Annotated in this window: 15 protein-coding genes; 9 read left to right on the plus strand and 6 right to left on the minus strand. The window is 62.0% G+C overall.

Features of this window, described 5'->3' with window-relative positions; all coding sequences use genetic code 11:
• Position 1 precedes the first annotated feature (1 nt).
• Together VMW12_10900 and VMW12_10905 are read right to left on the minus strand one after the other, a co-directional pair.
• Entirely contained in the window at positions 2-1,378 is a 1,377-nt protein-coding gene (locus VMW12_10900; GenBank protein ID HUZ50223.1) for a TolC family protein, read from the minus strand.
• A gap of 22 nt (positions 1,379-1,400) precedes the next feature.
• Positions 1,401-2,153 (minus strand): hypothetical protein, encoded by a 753-nt coding sequence (locus VMW12_10905; GenBank protein HUZ50224.1) that lies wholly within the window; start codon positions 2,151-2,153, stop codon positions 1,401-1,403.
• Between the two features lie 439 nt (positions 2,154-2,592).
• Between VMW12_10905 and VMW12_10910 the strand changes: the two genes are divergently transcribed.
• Genes VMW12_10910 through VMW12_10920 form a run of 3 tightly spaced genes read left to right on the plus strand, consistent with a single transcriptional unit; the run spans position 2,593 to position 6,029 of the window.
• Positions 2,593-4,287: a ribonuclease J gene (locus VMW12_10910; protein ID HUZ50225.1), complete on the plus strand. Its 1,695-nt coding sequence runs from the start codon at positions 2,593-2,595 to the stop codon at positions 4,285-4,287.
• A 33-nt stretch (positions 4,288-4,320) separates the two neighbouring features.
• Complete coding sequence (locus VMW12_10915; GenBank protein ID HUZ50226.1) at positions 4,321-4,641, plus strand: hypothetical protein; 321 nt, start codon at positions 4,321-4,323, stop codon at positions 4,639-4,641.
• On the plus strand, positions 4,638-6,029 hold the full coding sequence (locus VMW12_10920) for an amidase (protein ID HUZ50227.1): 1,392 nt from the start codon (positions 4,638-4,640) through the stop codon (positions 6,027-6,029). The genes VMW12_10915 and VMW12_10920 overlap by 4 nt, the downstream gene beginning before the upstream one ends.
• Positions 6,030-6,118: 89 nt before the next feature.
• Here the strand turns inward: VMW12_10920 and VMW12_10925 are convergent, their stop codons facing one another.
• Entirely contained in the window at positions 6,119-7,285 is a 1,167-nt protein-coding gene (locus VMW12_10925) for a hypothetical protein (protein HUZ50228.1), read from the minus strand.
• Positions 7,286-7,296: 11 nt separating this feature from the next.
• Positions 7,297-10,500: a TonB-dependent receptor gene (locus VMW12_10930; GenBank protein ID HUZ50229.1), complete on the minus strand. Its 3,204-nt coding sequence runs from the start codon at positions 10,498-10,500 to the stop codon at positions 7,297-7,299.
• Between the two features lie 307 nt (positions 10,501-10,807).
• Between VMW12_10930 and VMW12_10935 the strand changes: the two genes are divergently transcribed.
• Positions 10,808-11,641 (plus strand): DMT family transporter, encoded by an 834-nt coding sequence (locus tag VMW12_10935; protein HUZ50230.1) that lies wholly within the window; start codon positions 10,808-10,810, stop codon positions 11,639-11,641.
• Positions 11,642-11,643: 2 nt separating this feature from the next.
• Here VMW12_10935 and VMW12_10940 read toward each other — a convergent pair whose 3' ends face one another.
• Together VMW12_10940 and VMW12_10945 are read right to left on the minus strand one after the other, a co-directional pair.
• Entirely contained in the window at positions 11,644-12,498 is an 855-nt protein-coding gene (locus VMW12_10940; protein ID HUZ50231.1) for a PilZ domain-containing protein, read from the minus strand.
• 46 nt (positions 12,499-12,544) lie between these two features.
• The gene (locus VMW12_10945; GenBank protein HUZ50232.1) at positions 12,545-13,621 is read right to left on the minus strand and encodes an isocitrate/isopropylmalate family dehydrogenase; all 1,077 of its coding nucleotides are present in this window, start codon (positions 13,619-13,621) and stop codon (positions 12,545-12,547) included.
• A gap of 36 nt (positions 13,622-13,657) precedes the next feature.
• Between VMW12_10945 and VMW12_10950 the strand changes: the two genes are divergently transcribed.
• The 5 genes from VMW12_10950 to mqnC are packed head-to-tail and all read left to right on the plus strand — an operon-like array spanning position 13,658 to position 19,635.
• On the plus strand, positions 13,658-15,895 hold the full coding sequence (locus tag VMW12_10950; protein HUZ50233.1) for a DNA translocase FtsK: 2,238 nt from the start codon (positions 13,658-13,660) through the stop codon (positions 15,893-15,895).
• Positions 15,861-16,514: a phosphatase PAP2 family protein gene (locus tag VMW12_10955; protein HUZ50234.1), complete on the plus strand. Its 654-nt coding sequence runs from the start codon at positions 15,861-15,863 to the stop codon at positions 16,512-16,514. The genes VMW12_10950 and VMW12_10955 overlap by 35 nt, the downstream gene beginning before the upstream one ends.
• A 54-nt stretch (positions 16,515-16,568) precedes the next feature.
• Positions 16,569-17,708: a CofH family radical SAM protein gene (locus tag VMW12_10960; GenBank protein HUZ50235.1), complete on the plus strand. Its 1,140-nt coding sequence runs from the start codon at positions 16,569-16,571 to the stop codon at positions 17,706-17,708.
• A gap of 21 nt (positions 17,709-17,729) precedes the next feature.
• Positions 17,730-18,566: a menaquinone biosynthesis protein gene (locus VMW12_10965; protein HUZ50236.1), complete on the plus strand. Its 837-nt coding sequence runs from the start codon at positions 17,730-17,732 to the stop codon at positions 18,564-18,566.
• A complete protein-coding gene (gene mqnC, locus VMW12_10970; GenBank protein ID HUZ50237.1) occupies positions 18,550-19,635 on the plus strand; it encodes a cyclic dehypoxanthinyl futalosine synthase in 1,086 nt (361 codons plus the stop codon). Before VMW12_10965 ends, mqnC begins: the two co-directional genes overlap by 17 nt.
• Positions 19,636-19,640 lie beyond the last annotated feature (5 nt).

Here is a 19,640-nt window from a genome sequence, read left to right on the forward strand (position 1 = left end):
CTTACCTCAGATCGGCGACGGCGCTGCGCGCATCGTAGATGCCCAGGCTGACGCGGAGTTTGACGATGGCGTCCACGTAAGCGACCTTGGCGTTGACCAAGTCGGATTGCGCGACGACCGATTGCTGCTGCGTTTGGAGAACGTCGGAGAGGGCGATAAGGCCGTGCTGGTATTGCAGTTGCGCGATTCGGGCCGATTCCGTGCCGAGCCGCGATTCATCGTTGGCGTAGCCTAATTGGACAAGCGCCGTCTGCGCGGAACGAAAGCTTTCGCGCACGTCCAAGCGGACTTGGCTCGCGGTTTGATCGACCGTGGCCTGCGCCGCAACGACCTGCGCATCGTCGTTTTTCATCTCGAAGTGGCGGGCTCCGTAGTCCATCAGCGGGAGCGTGAACGTGCTTACGGCCGAGAGCGACCAAAATCCCGGGCTACCGACCCGCGGGGCTATGCCGATCGGCTGGCCGGAGGAGTTGAAGATGTACTGCACGTTGGTCGGCGAGAACTGGTTGCCGAACGCGGCTCCCAATTGAACCGATGGAAAGAGTTCTCGGCTAAAGCCCTTGCGCGTCTCCCTCGCGGCTGCCAGCGCCTCGCCTGCGGATTTCAGATCGGGGCGGGCGGCCAATGCGATCGACTCGAGCTTGGCGAGCGGCTGTGACGGCAGCGGCGGGCTCTGAATCTGGGCCGGAAAAATGAAGCGCGTCTCGAGCGGCGCGCCGATGCTTTGGGCGAGCGTTTCGCGTGCGTTCACCACGTCGGTCTGCGCGCCGACGAGCGTGGAGTTGCTTTTGGCTTGCGCGACACGGGCTTTGAGGACGTCGACTCCGGCGGCAACGCCCGCGCGCTCTTTGGCCTTTGCATCGGACACGAGGACGTTTTGGTATGCCAGATCCGAACTGTCGACCGCTACGATCGCTTGTTTTTGAACGACCGAGTAGAATGCGTCGGTGACGGTGGTGGCGACCTGGTCCTCCGCGTTTGCCAAGTCCTGTTGCGCTTGCGCTACCTGAGCGCGGGCCGTCGTGAGCTGAATCATGCCCAGCCCGCCGGTCTGCAGCGTGTACTGCGTCCCGATTTGCGCGGTGTTTTGGCTGAATTGCTGCTGCTGTTGCGCGCCGATGATCGCATACGCACCGCCGTAGTTCGAGTTCTTAGCGAGGTAGCTTTGAAGCGAGCCGTTGACCGTCGGTAGCGAAGCGATGCGCTGCTTTCCGAGGGCGTTGTAGGCCTGCGCGACCGCGGCGACCTTCTGCGCGACCGTCGAACTGTGATTCAGCGCGTACGCCACCGCGTCGCCGAGCGTCATCGGCGGCGGCGTTTGCGCGGAAGCGAGTGCCGGGAAGGCAGCCGCAGCGATAAACGCTGCGGCTGCCGACAAACCAGTGCGATGCATGAGGTCCTTAGCCGCCAAAGGCGTGTGCGAATGCCGCCGAGGAGAGCGCGCCGACGACCGTGATGAGGAGCGGAGCGATCCAGGCGATCGGCCCGCTCACGCGCGCGGTAGCGCGCATCATGACGATATTGAGCGCGAGGCCCCATAGGACGAACACGTTGATGGTATGTAAAAACGAACCGCCGAAGCCCGCCAAGCCCGGTGCGATCATCCCGAGATTCGGAATGGAGCCCAGCAAGTCGTTGATCGAGTTGTAATGGTCCGCACCGACGGCCATGGTGATGATTCCGGTTATTAGGGTCATCAGCCCGAAAGTCGGTATGGTGATGTGCACCGATCCGCACCACAGCGATTTGAAGGTGCCGGTACCACGCCCTACGGCGTTGCCGACTAAAAGAAACACCGCGTTCAGGAGGGCGGCGATCAGAGAGACGGCCAAGAGCTGAACGGCGCCCAGTGCCGCGGCGAGCGTCGACGGGTGGGACGCGTTGGCGATCATTTTAGCGCGCTGAGCGTCCGAGAGGTTGGTCATCAAAGGGCTTGTTGCCAGCATGTGCTGGATCATCCCGATGCTCGCATGCACCGTCGCCGGGCGCTCGAGAATGTAGCCGGCGATCATGAGGATCGCCGAAATAACGAACGCCCACAACCACGTCGGCGAAACGCGTAGTTCTGAAAACGCCTCGTTCGGGGCGACGATCGTATCGAGCGCGGTCTTTAGACCGTTACTCGGTGCTGGTGTCGTGGAATCGATAGCCATACTCACCCTTTCATAGTGCTCGGTTGCTCCATTTGTTTCGTTCGAGTTAAGAAGCGCCCCGCCGCTACGGCGAAGATGTTGGTGAAGGTCTCTCCTCCCGCAGCAGGCGATCGACCGAGAGATGCCGTTCGATGGCTTGGCGCACGCGTTCGAGGCGCGCTTTGCGCAATTCCAGCAGCCGCAGCTGTAGGATAAGTCGCATGCGGCGCAACGCACGCCTCGAATAAAGGGCGTCGGGATCATCCCGATGGCCGGACGCGACACGAATGCGAGCAGGGACTGGTTGGCAGCTTGCGTGGGGTTTTGGAGCCGCTCCCCATAGGCCCAGAGCAAGCGCGAGCGAGGTCACGGCCACCCCGGCGCGGTATCCGATATACATACAATTCCTCCGAGAACGCTATCACGCGTTTCTCGCGCTCGCAAAGTAGTACGAACGACGTTGAATTCCGATACCTTGGTCGTCCCTGCCCCGCCGAAGGAGCCCTTCGTCCGCCTCGTCCCGCTGGGCGGGTGTGGCGAAATCGGCCGCAACATGACGGTGGTCGAGACGAATGAAGACTTAGTGGTGGTCGATTGTGGCCTGATGTTCCCCGACGATGAGATGTTCGGGGTCGACGTAGTCATCAACGACTTCACGTACGTGCGCGAACGCGCGCACAAGCTGCGTGCCGTGCTGGTCACCCACGGGCACGAAGATCACATCGGCGGGATTCCGTATTTTCTGCGCGAGTTTCCGGACACCCCGATCGTTGGAACCCCTCTCTCGCTCGCGCTGATCAAAGCGAAATCGCGCGACCATAAATTGGGCGACGTCGATTTCGTGCAGGTGCAGCCGGGCGACCGCGTGGCCTACGGATCGATCGAAGCGGAGTTCGTGCACATCAATCATTCGGTCGCGGGAGCCTGTTCGATCGCGATTCGCACGCCCGTCGGCATCTTTTTCCACACCGGCGATTTCAAGTTCGATCAAACGCCCATCGACGGCAAGCCGGCGGACTTCGCCCGCATCGCGCGAATCGGAGACGAGGGCGTGCTCTGCATGCTTTCGGATTCCACCAACGCGGAGCGCCCGGGCCACACGCTCTCGGAGCGCATCGTCGGTGAAGCCTTTACCGCGATCTTTCAGCGGGCCAAGGGGCGCATCGTCGTCGCGTCGTTCGCCTCGAACGTTCCGCGCGTACAGCAAGCCGTCGATCACGCGGTGCAGTTCGGGCGCAAGGTTGCATTTTTGGGGCGCTCGATGCAGAACGTCGTACACTTCGCAAGCGAACTTGGACACCTTCGGATTCCGCCCGGAACCGTCATCAAAATCGAAGAAGTCGATAACTATCCGCCCGAGCAGGTGATGGTGATGACCACCGGCTCGCAGGGCGAGCCGATGAGCGGGCTCGCGCGGATGTCGGTCCGCGACCACAAGAAATTCAAAATCGTCCCCGGCGATACGGTGGTCATCAGCGCCACGCCGATCCCGGGTAACGAGAAGAGCGTTTACAAAACGATCAACAACCTGTGCAAGATCGGGGCCATCGTCATTCACGGTTCCGAGGGCAAGTCGCACGTCTCGGGGCATGCCTCGCAAGAGGAATTGCTGCTGATGCTCAACCTCGTGCGTCCGGAATTCTTCATTCCGATCCACGGTGAGTATCGGATGCTGATGCAGCACGGCCGTCTGGCCGCGCAGACCGGCGTCGATTCCGGCAACGTGTTCGTCGTCGAAGACGGCGACGTGCTCGAGTTCACGCTCGAATACGGCGACAAAATCGGTAAGACGTACGGCGGCAACGTGCTCGTAGACGGATCGGGCGTCGGCGACATCGGCGAAGCCGTCCTGCGAGATCGCAAAGCGCTCTCCAACGACGGGATCCTGATGGTCGTGGTGACGATCGATGCTGAAGAAGCGCGTCTGATCGGCACGCCGGACATCGTCTCCAAGGGCGTCTTCTACCTGCCGGACTCCGACGAGCTGCTCGATGAATTGCGTGCTCTGGCTCAACGTACGATCGAGGGGGTCTCGGTCGAGGGTTTGCGCGACGTCAATACGGTCAAGGAGCACATTCGCAACGCGCTCTCCAAGGCGATTTACGGCAAAACCAAACGGCGCCCGATCATCGTCCCGGTGGTGATGGAAGTCTGAAAATCTTGCTCCGTTTGATGAGTTAAACGGAGCATGAAGAGCACGCGCAAGGCCTTTCTTGCTGCGGCTGCCGTCGTGGGGGCGAGCATGACCGTATCGAAAGAGGCCGCGCTAGCACAATCCGCACCATCCCCCACACCCGTTCCAACGCCCAGCGCGCACCCGCCCTCGGCAGCGGCTCGCGCGCTTGCCGAACGCATGCGGGCGTTCGACCCGCAGCTGGACGACGCGCAGCTCGCGCGAATCGCCGACGGCATCCAAGAGGGCTTTGGGCTCGGGGGCGCGCTCAACCCTAAAGGCAAGAAGCTTAAAAACGGCGATGTGCCGACGCCGGAATTTGAGGTGGGCGCATGACCGACGAAGATATCGCCTACCTCGATGCCACGGCGCTGGGCCGGCGCATCGCGCGCAAGCAGATCAGCTCCGTCGAATTGACGCAACTATACCTCGATCGCCTGGAACGCTACGGACCGCACCTCAATGCGGTCGTGACGATCATGCACGAGCGGGCCCTGCGTGAGGCCCGTGCGGCCGATGCGGAGCTGGCGCGCGGGCATCGCCGTAGCGCCCTGCACGGCGTGCCGTACGGGGTCAAGGATCTGCTCGCCGCCGTCGGTGCGCCGACCACGTGGGGAGCCCAGCCGTACCGCGATCAAGTTTTCCATTTCGATGCGACCGTCGTCGCCCGTCTGCACGCGGCGGGGGCCGTACTTCTCGGAAAGCTCGCGATGGTCGAACTCGCGGGCGGTTTCGGATACAACGAGGCGGACGCGTCGTTTACCGGCCCGGGCCGCACGCCCTGGAACCGCGACTACTGGAGCGGCGGCAGTTCGAGCGGGCCGGGCGCCTGCGTCGCGGCTGGATTGGTGGGTTTCGCGATCGGCTCGGAGACCAACGGCTCGATCCTCACACCATCCGCGATGTGCGGCGTGACGGGATTACGCCCAACCTTCGGCCGCGTCAGCCGTTACGGCGCGATGGCGCTGATGTGGAGTTCCGATAAGCTCGGCCCGATGGCGCGTTCTGCGCGCGATACGGAGTTGGTCCTGCGAACGATCGCCGGCGCCGACCCGCACGACGACACCGCGCGCACCGAGCGGTTCGTAAAAGCGAAGAAACGTCCGCGAATCGGGGTCGTCAAGGGCGCTCGCGAGAAGAACCAGCATGCCGTAACCAAGAACTTCGAGGCGTCGCTCGCGGTATTGCGGGAGTTCGCAGACGTTGTGGAAGGCGCCGTGCTACCCGACCTGCCGTACGGCGCGGTGATCGGTGCGCTGATCAACGGTGAATGCGCCGCGGCATTTCGCGATCTGATCGAGAGCGGACGCGCGCGCGAATTGCGTTCCCCCGCCGATCGTATCGGCGGCTATATGCAGTACAATACGCTCGCGGTCGATTACGTCGACGCGATGCGCGTACGCAAGCAGATCGTGCGAGCGGTTACGGCTGCCGTGAAGCCATACGATGCGCTGGTGTTTCCAACGCTGCCGACCGTCGCATACCCGATCGACGTGCCGTTCGACAAAGTCTATCCCGATGCTCCTGGTGCGATCGACGCCGTCACGCCCGGCAACCTCACGGGCATTCCCTCGATGAACGTGCCGAACGGCTTCGGCGAACACGGATTGCCGACCGGCCTCGGGCTGCTCGGCAACGCGTGGGGCGAGGCGCAACTCGTCGCCATCGCGGCTCAAGTACAGCGGCGAACGCCGTTTCATACCAAACGTCCGGTGTTGGCATAAGGTCGGGAGCCGTAAAAAACAAAAAGGGCGCTGCCGAGGCTGCGCCCTTTTTGTTTGTCGATCGCGACGGGTCGCCGCGATCGATATCTTTAGTAGGTTCCCGCTACCGGTACGCCGATCGAGAGATCGGTTTGACCGGCCGCACCGGTGAGCGTCGGCGTCTGTGAGGTGTTGCCCGGAGGCGCGTCCTCGAACGCCGGGTAGTCGAACGAGATTGCGGTGACCACGTACGCATCGCCGGTAGCGAACGAGGTTTGCGCCGCCGGTAAGGGTGTGGTGTTCTGGCATCCGTTGCCGTTACAGGCTCCAAGGTTCGGCGGGACGGTGAAGGTCTGCGCACCCACTCCCGAGATCGGACCGACCGTGTAGAAGTGACCGTTCGTCGTGTCCTCTACGAAGACCAGGGTCTCCGTACCGGCGTTGATCGTCACCGTCCCGGTGAGGCCACCCGCGGTGTTGGCGACGCCGGAGACAACCGGTGCGGCCAGCGGCGTTACCGTCGCGAGATTATTGCTGGTTGCGGTAAACGACTGCGATGCTGCGTTCGCCGCCGCAACATTGACGTCGAGGGTGTACGTGCCGACACCGGGCGGCACTTCAAACAGGGTGAAGCCCGGTGAGTATCCCGCGAAGTTCGCCGGAAACGTTCCGTCGTTAAAAAACGGCACGGCCGGTGGCCCGATGAGATAAACGCCTTGGCTAGCCGCCGCGGCCCCGAATGGCTGCGCCCACCACTGCGCACCACCGAAGTAGTAGTTCGAGCTGCTGAAGCCATTGCCCGGCGTTGCGTTGGGATTGCCGGGGTAGTAGCCCCCCGCGCCCTGTTGGTCGGAGTTGAGGGGCGCGAAACCGTAAGAGAAGACTCCGGTAAAGGTTCCGAGCGTCGTTTGAGCGGGGGTGACCGAAAGATTCACTTGCGGTGACGCGCTGATCGTGTGCGTGCCCGCGTCACTATTGGTTGCATATGCTCCCGGGAAGTTTGCCGGAAGCGTGAAGGTCGCCGGACCGGTAAGGGTCGGCGTGTCCGCCAGGACGGCCGATCCGCCACCCGGTTGCCGGAACGTTGCGACGACGTTGAGTCCCGTGGTACCGTCTGCCGCATTGTATGCCGTCCCGACCGCCACTTGGAGTTTGTTCGTGGTCAGGTTGGTTTGAGTTATCGATGGGACGGCTCCGCCGTTGCTCGAGCCGCCGCCGCACCCTGCGAGGAGTGCGGCAACCGCGCCGATGGCGAGCGTGAGTGAGAGTCGTTTCACGTACGGCACCTCTAGACTTTCGTTGACAGGTAGAAGTAGAACGAACGCCCTTGTTGGTTCGGGAAATTCGTAAAGACGTTGTTTCCGCCGAATGCGCTGAGATATTGCGGATTCGCGTAGGGCGTCGTGTAGGCCGCGGGTACCACCGAGTATCCGGTCAACGGGCCGGAGATGCCGGTGGCCACGGGCTGATAGCGATTGTTAAACGACGGGTTCAGCGGCCCGCCGTAGATGCGATCGAACAGGTTCTCTACGTCGAAGCCAACCGTGTAATTGGCGTGCGGCGGCGTATAGCTGATCGTGAAGTTGGCGAACAGATCGGGTTTGGTGAGCTTTCCGCCGGCGGATGACGTTTCGGCATTTCCGCGGTTCGCAATGATGTTGGGTTTGAGTACCGAGCCCGGGTTGAGCGGGTCGACGTAATACACGGGGCCGATGCCGGATGAATTCGCGGCGCTCCCGGTAAGGACGTCGGTATTGGGAACGTTGATAGCCACACCGTTGACGAAGTTCGCCGTTAGCGTGCCGTTGCCGATCGGATATCCATCGTCGAATTGCAGGCGTGGATTGAAGTTCCAGCCGTTCTTCGTCTTGTACGTGAGTCCGAGCGTCGCTTGGAACGGCGAGACGAAGCCGACGCGGTAAACGTCTCCAGCGGCAACCGAAGAGTACGGAATGCTCGGGAAGAAGTCCTCGCTCGGAGAGGTTGGGATGACGCTCGAAAACTCATTGATGTACGACATCGCGAGTTGTCCCGAGAGTCCGTAGCGCGCGTCCTTGGTGATTTGTACGTCCACGCCGTTGGCGTACTCTTTACCAAGATTGGTTTGCGTTGCGGGGCCCGTCTGCACGACGCCGCCAAAGACGAGCGGCTGGCCGCTCGCGTTGAGCAGCGGCTGCGAAACGCTTGCCGTGGTGTCGTATTGGTGGCGCGTCCACGGCGAGATGCTCACCGCAACGCCGTTGAGCGCGCCCTTGGTGAACTGATGCTCCAGCGTGATCTCGTAGTTATTCGAGGTCATCGGGAGAATCGGCTGATAGGGTACGCCGTTGAAGTTTTGGTATGCCCAGTATGTTTGCTGCGCGTAGTTCGCGCACGGCACGAGATAGGGAGCGATGCCGCAAGCGGGGCCGGGGATATTCGAGGCCAGGCCGGCGTAAGGGCTATATGCGCCTTGGTTTACGACGGCGTCGACGAACGAGAGAATCGGCATGGACGCCGCGCGTTCGTAGGTGGCTCTGAGCGCGGTGTGCGGTGCGACCCGGAGCGAAATGCCCAGGCGCGGCTCAAAAACGCTGGGTTTCGTCATACCGCTGGTGATGTTGCTGAAGTTCGGGGTGTACGGGCAGTTGCCGGTCACGGCCGGGTTTGCCGGGTTGTAGTTCGGGTTTGCCGGAGCCGACGCGGGATTGTACAAGAACGTACAATTCGAGAGCAACTGCGGCGTTGGGAACCCGATATAACGGCTGTTCTCCACGCGGAAGCCGACGTGCGCCGTCAGATTGTTGTTTACGTCGATCTTATCGGTCAGATAGAACGACTGGTCTTGACGGTTCATGTCGCTCAGCTGCGAGAATAGCGGTAGTTGGAGTTGCGCCGGTGGGTTCGCGCCGAATGCCTGATACGCGTAACCGCACCCGCCCGGCCCGAGCGGGCAGTTCGGATCGGTCGGGCTGATGAAATCGTACGGAGCCAGCGCGTTCGAGCCAATAATATCTGCGAAGAACGCGTAACCCTGGGAGTTGAATTGATAGACCGGATGCAGCCAATTGTATTCATATCCCGCTTCCACGAGATTCTTTTCATTGAGCTGCTTCTGTAGTTTGATCTCGCCGCCTAGACGGTGACCGCCCTGTAGGAGATTGAGGTCACCTACGCCTAGAATATTTTGGCCACCGGTTGGGAAGTCGAACGTTGAAACCGAGTTGACGCTGTAGGCATCCATCGAGAGATATGTCGATGGATTGATGCTGAGCGTATAGGCGAGCTTATACGTCTCGTTCGGCTGGTAGTACGTATTCGGAGCGCGGTTTGCCGCTGAGGCGAGGGTTTGCGCTTCATACGCTTGGCCGGGATAGAGCCCAGAGAGGTTCCCCAGTTGCGTATTGGTGAGCCCATACACCGGCCCATAGAAGCCAGTGAAGAACGGATTGCAACTAGCAAAGCACCATCCGTTGAGGCCACCGTAGGACTGGAAGAAATTATGCTGGGCGATATCGGCGAAGAGCTGAACCGATTGGTTGTTGTCCTTGCCAAAGCGAAAGATGAGGTTATTGAGAAACTCGCGATCGGTTTCGAGCAGCGTTTGCGTGCCCGTACCGACGAGGTTTGCCGGATATTTCGCGTCGCCGAATTGCGGAGAGGTTTGCGCTCCGGCGAATGCGGCGTACTCCGAAATATGGCCGTTCGCCGATGCGGTGCTGATCGCGCCGTTAAACGCGTGGCTAAAGCCGGGGCCGCCCACTCGGAACTCCAAGTTGGAGAATCCCGGATAGGTTCCGCGCTGCGCTACCAGATTGATCACGCCCGTACCGTTGCTCTGCACCGATGCGTCGCCGACGCCCGGCGTCAACTGTGCTGACGAAATGCCGGCTCCCGGAAGGGCCAGCGTATTGACGAACTGGTTCGTGAACGCATCGGTGTAGGGAATGCCTTCGAATTCGAAGCCCTCTTCGTTCTCGCGGCCGCCGTGAATGACGGGGTAACCGCTCGAATCATAGCCCACGCCGGGCAGCGACGTGAGGAGATTCGACTCGCTCAGATTGAGCGTGGATCCCTGAAGGTTCGTGATCTGCGCCTGCGTGACCGTATAGGTGTCGGTCGTTTGACGCGGCTTGAAGGCGCTGCCCTCGCTCGTTGCGACGACCTTCGCGATCGTCGTGAGCGATTTGGTCATCGCGAGGTTGAGTGTTTGCGACTGATCGGCGAAGACCGTCACGCCGGTAACGCTCTGCGGCTGAAAGCCGGCCTTAGCGAACGAGACCGTATAGGTGTCCGCGTAAACGCCGGCGATTGAATAGAAGCCCTTGGCATCGGTCACGGCCTTATACGTTCCCGTCGGAGCGGTGGCCGTGACGGCCACGTCGGCGACAGGCGCGTTCGAGACGCTATTTGTGACGAAACCGTGTAAGAGGCCGGTCGTGCCGGCGTAGGCTGGTGTAAGCGTGAGGAACAGATTGCCAACAAGGACGGTGGCGACAGCCACGATCCTCATGGAAACCTTCGCGTGCCTCCACGCACGAGATAGTCCCATCTAAAAAACTCCCTAAAACTCAGAAATGTGAGTGAGCAGTTTTTGGCTATTTAGTTGTCGGGGCAGCTTGGGAATAGCAAAAAGAAAGAAGGTGTATCGCTAGTCCTTCGCAGCCTTAATGACCTTAACGTTACCTTAGAGTCTGAGGATGCAGTCCGCAAGTCTTTTTTATCCGGATTGTAACCTCGGTCATCTTTGGTTTTGGGCGCCCCCTGGGAAGAGCGGCACAAGGTTTAGTTCGCGCCTCCCGAATCCCGAGAACACCGTAATGGCAGTTGTACTGGGCATCCTCGCGGCGGCGCTCTACGGCGGCGCCGATTTCTGCGGCGGCCTGGCGACCCGGCGGACCACGATGCTTTCCGTGACCGTGATTTCGCAGAGTGCGGGGCTCGTGCTGTTGCTTTTCATGCTGCCGTTCTTTCCGGCGCGCGTTCATGCGGCCGACCTCGAGTGGGCGGCACTGGCGGGCATCTGCGGCGGGGCGGGAATCGCGCTGCTCTACCACGCGCTCTCGGTCGGAAAGATGGGGGTGGTCTCGCCGATCACCGCCGTGCTGGCGGCGGCGGTTCCGGTCGCGTTCGGAGCGTTCCGCGGCGACCGCCTGGGCCTCGGGCAGGCTCTGGGTATCGCGATCGCGCTCGTTGCCGTTGTCATGATCTCGTCGTCCACCGAAGCCGACGGCACCCGCGAGTTCTCCACTCGTGGGGTTAAGGAAGCCGTCGCCTCCGGCCTGATCTTGGGTGGATTCTATGTCTTTCTAGCGCACGCGCGGCCGGGCATGGGGCTCGATCCGCTGGTCGGCGCGCGCGTTTCGTCGGTGCTGTTTCTCGTGTTGTTGGCGGCGGTGACGAAGACCGATCTGCGGCCTCGCGGCGGAACGCTGCCGTTGGTCCTTTTTTGCGGTGCGATCGATATGACCGCCAATGCGCTCTACCTGCTCGCTACATACAACGGTCAACTCGCCGTCGCCGCCGTCCTCACGTCGCTCTATCCGGCAAGTACGGTATTGTTGGCGCGCGTGGTGCTCAAAGAGCGGTTGCGCCTTATCCAGAAACTCGGCGTGGGCTTGGCGCTCGTCGGCGTCGCCCTGATCGCGGCCTAAGGCTATTCGTTGCGCAGTTTTTGTAGCTGGACCGCGTGGGTGAAGCGCGCGATCTCTTCGCGATGGTAGCCGTCGATATCGGTGAACTGCACGCCGTAGACTTCGCGCCCGCGCTGCGGGGCGAATCGCGAAATCACACGGCCTCGTAGCAGCATCTCGGCGAAGGGACGGCGGTTATCCGGCAGACGAATCTTGCGGGGACCGAACGGCGTGATTTCGGTCCGCTCCTCAGAGGGCGGGAAGATGTCGAGCACCGCGTTGGGTAGCCTGAATCGAATCTCGACGTCGACTCCCAACGGCACGTCTTCGCGGCACATCAGCCGCAAACCGCCGGTGCTGATGTCGTTCGCCTCCGCCGGCGAAGACGTCTTGCCGAATCGGTAGCGCACCGGAAATGAGAAGAGGGTGCGGACGCTGCGCCGGCGCTGGGTGCCCGGTGGGATGGCGGGCTTTACCTCGGCGCTGCGCTGCTGCGCTCGCGCCGCCGCCTCGCGCCGCTGCAATTCGAGGATCTCTTGCGAGAGCGCGTCGCGCTCGCTCTGCGGCATGCCGTTGAAGCTGATGCCGTACTCGTATCCGCCCCCGCCTGAAGGCGTGGCACGGCTCATGACCTTTCCGCGCAACAGCAACGGCGCCAGCGCTTGGCGGCGGAGTTGGAATTCCACCGCGCGATGGCGATCGATCAGGATGAGCGAGCGGACGCGGCAGCCGGTCTCCGAAATGTTCACGAGGGTTGCATAGACGGGCGCGGGCAACCCATCGACGCTCACTGCTATAGGGAGCTCGATCGATTGGCGGTAGGTTTGCCGCTGGTTCGACCGCGCGGTCGAGGCCACGCGGCGAGAGGACCATAACATCGCCACGTTATGGTTCGACCCGCCGCGCCCGCCTCCTTACTTTCGTCTAAAGCGTCGACCAGACGTCGAGTTTGCGCTTGACGCCCTCGATCACCGCATCGGTGAATTCGGTCGTCGACGCCTGTCCGCCGAGGTCGGCCGTCGCGGTGCCTCCGTGGACGGCCTCCAGCGCCGCTTCGTAGATCGCCCGCGAGGCGTTGGCGGCACGCTTGTCCTGCACGTACCCGATTAACGCGCCGGCTGCAAGGATCATCGCCAGCGGGTTCGCCACGTTTTTCCCAAAAAGCCGCGGCGCCGTTCCGTGCGGAGCTTCGGCCATTACCACCGAGGGCTGGAGCGATTCGTCGAAAGCCAACAGGATCGATTCGGCGCCCGCGATGGAGCCGAAGAGCTGCATCACCAGATCCGAGAGGCAATCGCCGTCGCGGTTGAGCGACGGGATAACCAAGGGGTTATCGCCCGCGTTCGAGAGCAGCAGGGCGTAGGTCGCATCGATGAGTTGGGGATCGTAAGGGACGTGCGGGTACCTTGCCGCGGCAGCGTCCATCTCTTCTTTGAGCATGCCTTCGTACACCGGGCTTACGGTATACTTCGGGCCGCCAAAAACCGTCGCGCCCATTTTCGTAGCGTGTACGAACGCGTACTCGGAAACGTAACGGCAGACGCTACGCGAGATCGCCTCGGTGCGGTAGGCGACTTCGTCCATACCCTCACCCTCGCGCCACTCTTTGGCGCCGTATGCGTCTCCCACCGCCATGCGCACGACCGAGATGGGCGCGTGGATGCCGGCGACCGGCCGCACGCGCGGCAACTTGCGGCCGGTGCGCACGATCACTTTGCCCTCGATCTCTTTGCGAAGGATGGCGTTGGGCGAACCGACGTCGCCCTTCTGCTCGGGCGTGATCGTCGCGGCTTTGAGCCCGAGCCGATGGATCTTCATCGCGGCTGCGGCGTCGTGAACCACTTGGTTCTGCGTTGCGCGCCGGTTTTCAAGCGAAAGGTCGTAAGTTTCGAAAGCCAAATCGATGTCGATGACCGACTTATCGAGCACGCGCAGCGATTGCTCAAGCAATTCTTGTCCGGTTTGGTCGCCGTCGAGAACGACGATGGTCGGCGTGGTCAAATGAACTCCTAGTGTAACGACGAAACGGTATCTCTCATGGCACGCGTGCGCCGTAAGGGCAATGCGAAGAAGATTAACCTTGAGATCGTCGGCATTACCGCGATCGGACTAGCGGTTCTCCTCGGTATCGCTCTAGCGGTGCCGCAGCATGCGGGCAACGTCGGCCACGCGACGGCGTGGGCGTTGCGCCACTTGTTTGGAGGGGGAGCTCCGCTTTTCCCGGTGCTGGCGGCACTCTTTGGGACGATCGTCTTCCTCGAAATCAACGTTCCCAAGATGATCGTGGGGCTCGGTAGCGCCGCGCTCGCCTATTTCCTTATGCTCGAAGCGGGACTGGCGGCAGCCGGCGCGACGCGCGGCGGCGTGGTGGGCGGGGAGATCTGGTGGGCCCTGGTCTCGCTGGTGGGCCCGAGCGGCGGCTGGGTCGTGCTCGCGGTGGCGGCGCTCAGCCTCACCCTGTACTTAACGAACGCCAGTTTGAAAAAGGCGATCGGCTGGGTCTTGCTGCTGATCGGTCGCATCAAGCCGCCCCCGATGCCCAAGCTCCCCAAGTTCACGATCGCGATGCCAGGAGGGCACGAGACCCTCCGCGATGCCTTCGCCCTTCCCAAGCCGGAGCCCAAGAAAACCAAGCCCCCGGTTTTCGACGTTCAGGATCTATCCGAGGCGGAGTTGGAAGACGATCTCGACGATGAGGACGGCTACGAGGATGAGCCGGTCGTCGCAACCTCGGTCGTTCGCCCCCCGGCGGCCGTTCCGGCCGTGACGGCGCCGCCCGTGCGGCCGCCGATCGTTAGCGGCGATTACGAGCCCGCGCAGCACGAACGGGTCTACCGGCTGCCGGACCTTGCGCTCTTCGACCCGCCCCAGGCGCAGGTCGTAGACGACTCCAATCGCGCGCACGTCCTCGAAGACACGCTGGCGAGTTTCGGCGTGGGTGCGCGGGTCGCGCACATCGAGCGCGGCCCCTCGATCACGCGTTACGAACTCAAGCCCGAACGCGGCGTCAAAATCTCCAAGATCGCGTCGTTGGCCGACGATCTGGCGCTGGCGCTCGCCGCCACCAGCGTGCGGATCGAAGCCCCGATTCCCGGGAAGTCGGCGGTCGGGATCGAGGTGCCCAATACCACTGTTTCGGTAGTCGCGATCCGCGAAATTCTCGAGGCGCTGCCCAACCGCGGCGTCGTTCCGCCGCTATGGATGGCGCTGGGCAAGGATATTACGGGCCGCCCCGTGTTCGGCGATCTCGGCAAGATGCCGCATCTGCTCGTCGCCGGCGCGACCGGCTCCGGCAAATCGGTATGTCTGAACACGATTATCGCCTCGCTACTCGTGAGCGCAACACCCGACCAAGTGCAGATGCTCATGATCGATCCGAAGCGCGTGGAACTCACGGTCTATAACGGCATCCCGCATCTGATCAAGGACGTCATTACCGATCCGCGCATGGCGGCCGGCGCGCTCTTCGAGATGACCAAGGAGATGGATTCCCGTTACGAACGATTTGCCAAGGCCGGCGTGCGTAAGATCGAAGAATACAACGCGAAGTTTCCCAATGAGAAATTGCCTTACGTCGTGATCGTCATCGACGAACTCGCGGACTTGATGTTGGTTGCTCCGGCGAAGGTCGAGACCACGATCATGCGACTCGCGCAACTCGCGCGCGCGACCGGCATCCATCTGATCGTCGCGACGCAGCGTCCATCGGTCGACGTTATCACCGGTTTGATCAAAGCGAACATTCCGTCGCGGATCGCATTCGCCGTGAGTTCGCAGGTGGATTCACGCACGATTTTGGACATGGCCGGCGCGGAGCGACTGCTCGGCCGCGGCGACATGCTCTATCTGCCGATCGATGCTCCCAAACCCGTCCGCTCGCAAGGCGCGCTCATCACCGGAAGCGAGGTCAATCGCCTCGTGGAGTTCTGGGCGCGTCAGGCCCGGCCCGAGAACCTGCTCGACGTCGACGTCGTGCCGGTGAGCGACGATGACGAAAAGGGTCGTAAAGATGCCGATCCCCTGTGCTACGAAGCGGCAAAGTTCATCATCGAGAGCAATTACGCATCGACGGCCGCGCTGCAATCGCAATTCTCGATCGGACACCCTCGCGCGGTGCGCGTGATGAAGCAACTGGAAGACTTCAAGATCGTCGGGCCCCACGAAGGCACCAAGCCGCGCAAGATCATCATCGGGCTCTCCGAGCTCGAGATCATCGCGCCGCGGTTAGGGAAAGGCGAGGATGAGCAGCAGTCCCTCTTCGACGACGCCTCCTAACCGGCGGCTCGCTGCGGCAGCGATCGCGCTCGGGTCGTTCTCGCTGGTGCTTGGCCTGGGTTGGTACGTCACCGCTTACGGCGAACCGCTATGGCTGGTAGCCTTCGAACGGGCGGTCGTCGGGCACGGCGCGCGAGCGGCCTGGGCCGTGACGCAACTCTGCTATCCGTACGTGCTGGGTCCGCTCGGCATCGCGCTGCTCGTGGTTGCCTGGCGCTTCCCGGAATGGCGCGCGCGCGTGGCCTTTAGCCTGATCCTGCTACTGCTCTGTTGGCGCGGCACCGATCTCTTGCAGCATCTCTATGCGCGGCCGCGCCGTTTAGACTGGGTGATCCATCATGAAACCTCGTTCTCGTTCCCAAGCTCCCACGCGGCCATCTCGCTGGGCTTCTACGGGTTGTGGTCGGCGTTTATCGGCAAAAGCCGCCTGCCGGGCCGGGGCATCCTGAGCGCGTTGCTCGCGGTCGTCGTGGTGGCCGTCTATTGGTCCCGGCTTGCGTTAGGGGCTCACTATGTGACGGATTTGGTCGCCGGTGGGTTTCTGGCGGTTGCGCTCGTATCGGCAGGGGTCGCGGCGGTGCCGATAAAGGTCTTTGGCTCCCCTACCGCAGCACCGTAGAGTAGGGGGAACCGCGTACCGCGGTTGTTTTTTAAGGAAGGCGAAGAGAAAGCTGTGGGATATGCGATGGATCCGGCACTCGTCGAGATCGAGCGCAAAGTCGAGGCGGGCGTTTCGCTCGGCATGGACGACGGGCTGGCGCTGTATCGGACGGCCGATTTGCATAATCTCGGGCGCATCGCGCGTGCGCAGAAAGAACGCAAGAGCGGAAAGAACGTCTTTTACGTCCTCAACCGATATATCAACTCGACGAACGTGTGCTACGCGAATTGCAAGTTCTGTTCGTTCGCGGCCGATGAGTTCAAAGAAAAAGACCGCGTCTTTCGCATGACCGCGGACCAAGTTTTCGAAAAGGCGCTGGAGACGGGGACGAACTTCAACCAGCTCCATATCGTCGGCGGCCACGACCCGCGCCAGCTTTCGCTCGACTATTGGCTCCCCCTCATGCGGCGATTCAAAGACGCGCTGCCGCACGTACAGCTTTCGCTATTCACAGCCGCCGAAATCGACTATATGGCCAAGCGCCATCGGATGAGTTATCCGGAGATCATCGCCCAACTCAAAGAGGCGGGCCTGGACAACGTGAACGGCGGCGGAGCCGAGATCTTCGCCGAAGAGACGCGCGCTAAAATCTGCGCGAACAAAGTCAATAGCGAGAACTGGCTCGAAATTCACGAAGAGCTCCATCGCCAGGGTGTGGCCAGTAACGCGACGATGCTCTACGGACATATCGAATCGCTCGAGGATCGCGTCGATCACCTGCTGCGTTTGCGCGCCTCGCAGGAGCGCTCGCCCGGTTTCAACGCGTTCATCCCGCTGGCGTTCCATCCCGACGGCAACGAGCTCAACGATTGCGGGTGGACCGGCGGCTTGGACGACATTCGCACCTTCGCGGTCGCACGGCTGATGCTCGATAACTTCGATCACATCAAAGCTTACTGGATGATTCAAGGCATCAAGATCTGCCAGGTGGCGCTGGAGTTCGGCGCCGACGATATGGACGGCACGCACGGATCGACGGATGAAGAGATGATCTATCATTCCGCGGGGACGCAGTCCGGCCAATACGTTGACGATCGCGAGTTCCGCCGCCTGATCGAAGCGGTCGGCTATACGCCGGTACGACGCAACTCCACGTACGACGAGTTTCCCTACGATTGGTCGCCCGTCGAGCAAGAGCTGATCCATGCGTAACGCCGTCCCTCGCGGTGGCGCGTGAGCTTGCGGTGCGGACGCATCCGCTACACCAACGACCTCCCGGTCTACGCGGCCTTTGACGCCGGGGCGATCGCCTACCCCGGCACGCTGCATGCGGACGTTCCGGCCCGTCTTAACGCGATGCTTCTAGGTGGCGAGCTCGATCTGAGCCCGATCAGCGCCTTCGCTTGGGCGAAGCACGCGGAGGAACTCGTGCTGTTGCCGGACCTCTGCATCGGCGCTCGGGACGAAGTCGTTTCGGTCGTGCTGGTATCGCAGACGCCGCCGGCGTTGCTCGACGGCGTCGAGATCGCGGTCACGCAGGAATCCGAGAGCGGCCGCAATCTCCTGCGCGTTTTGTTGGAGCGGCGGTACGGCGTGCAGCCGAAATACGTCGACCACGCCGAGCCGATTGCGTGCGCGGAACAAGGCCGTCCGGCGCTGCTGATCGGCGATACCGCCATCGACGCGCTGTTGCGGTTTCAGCCGGAGCACGTGTACGATCTCGGCACGTTATGGCACGAGTGGACCTCGCAGCAGACGGTCTTTGCCGTATGGGCCGCGCGGCGCGACGCCTACGAGCTCGATCCCGAAGCGGTGCGCGCCTGCATGCACGCGCTGACGGACGCTTACACGTGGTCGCGCGCGAACGTGGAGTATGTCGTCCGAGAAGCGCAGCGGACGTTCGCTCGTCCCGAGGGCTTTTACGAGCGGTACTACGGGAAACTCAATTTCACGTTTCATTCGGCCGCGCAGAGCGGTCTAGCGGCGTATTGCCGCGAGCTTTTTGCGATCGGCGCGATTCCGCGCGTCCCGTCAACACTTCCGGAGGTCATCGGTGTCGTCTCTCGCTAGCTTGCTCGACAGAGCCGCCGGGGGCGGACGCCTCTCGTACGATGAAGGCGTTCGTCTGTATAACGAGGCGGATCTCCACGATCTTGGGATGGCCGCTCACGCTCGCCGGATGCAGTTGCATCCGACCGACGTCGTTACGTATGTGATCGATACGACGATCAACTACACCAACGTCTGCAACGTGCATTGCACGTTTTGCGCGTTCTTTCGGCCGGAAAAACATGCCGAAGGCTACACGATGTCGCACGACGACGTGATCGGCCGGGTCAAGTTTGCAGCCGACCAGGGCGCGACGCAAATCATGATCCAGGGCGGCGTGAACCCGGAGTTGGGCATCGCGTGGTTCGAACGGCTCTTCAATCGCGTGCGCAGCGAGTATCCGAACGTCGATATCCACTCGCTCTCCGTTTCGGAAGTGATCGGGCTTTCACGCGTGGAGAATCTGCCGGTTCGCGAGATATTGCTACGCCTCAAAGATGCCGGGATGAAATCGCTGCCGGGCGCCGGCGCCGAGATTCTGGTCGAACGCGTTCGCAAGCGCATCTCGGCCCGCAAGGTGAAGCCGGACGAATGGCTCGGCGTCATGCGCGAGGCGCAACTGCTGGGTATGCCGACGACGGCGACGATGATGTTCGGCTCGATCGAAACCAACGAAGAGCGTATCGAGCACATGCAGGTGTTGCGCGACTTACAGGACGAGACCGGCGGCTTCACCGCATTCATTCCGTGGTATTACGTGCCGTTCAAAACCCCGCTACGCGGCAAGGAATCGACGGGCTTGGAGTACTTGCGGGTCTTGGCCGTATCGCGACTCTACATGGATAATTTTCCGCATTTGCAGGCTTCGTGGCTGACGCCGGGCTTGAAGATGGGCCAACTCGCCCTATTCTACGGCTGCGACGATATGGGCGGCACGATTCTCGAGGAGCAGGTCGTTCACGACGCGGGCTCCACCAACGTCGCGACGCGAAGCGATCTGGAAAATGCGGTTATCGGAGCCGGCTTCCGGCCCGTGATCCGCGATACGTATTGGAACGTGCGGGCCGACATGGCTTTAGCGACGGCCTAGGAGCC

The sequence above is a fragment of the Candidatus Dormiibacterota bacterium genome (assembly GCA_035532835.1).
Taxonomy (GTDB): Bacteria; Vulcanimicrobiota; Vulcanimicrobiia; order Vulcanimicrobiales; family Vulcanimicrobiaceae; genus DAHUXY01.

Coding starts and splice junctions, on each gene's coding strand:
- VMW12_10955 (HUZ50234.1), top strand. CDS start 15,861: ATGAGCAGCAGTCCCTCTTCGACGACGCCTCCTAACCGGCGGCTCGCT.
- VMW12_10915 (HUZ50226.1), top strand. CDS start 4,321: ATGAAGAGCACGCGCAAGGCCTTTCTTGCTGCGGCTGCCGTCGTGGGG.
- VMW12_10905 (HUZ50224.1), bottom strand. CDS start 2,153: ATGGCTATCGATTCCACGACACCAGCACCGAGTAACGGTCTAAAGACC.
- VMW12_10950 (HUZ50233.1), top strand. CDS start 13,658: ATGGCACGCGTGCGCCGTAAGGGCAATGCGAAGAAGATTAACCTTGAG.
- VMW12_10940 (HUZ50231.1), bottom strand. CDS start 12,498: ATGTTATGGTCCTCTCGCCGCGTGGCCTCGACCGCGCGGTCGAACCAG.
- VMW12_10935 (HUZ50230.1), top strand. CDS start 10,808: ATGGCAGTTGTACTGGGCATCCTCGCGGCGGCGCTCTACGGCGGCGCC.
- VMW12_10920 (HUZ50227.1), top strand. CDS start 4,638: ATGACCGACGAAGATATCGCCTACCTCGATGCCACGGCGCTGGGCCGG.
- VMW12_10930 (HUZ50229.1), bottom strand. CDS start 10,500: ATGAGGATCGTGGCTGTCGCCACCGTCCTTGTTGGCAATCTGTTCCTC.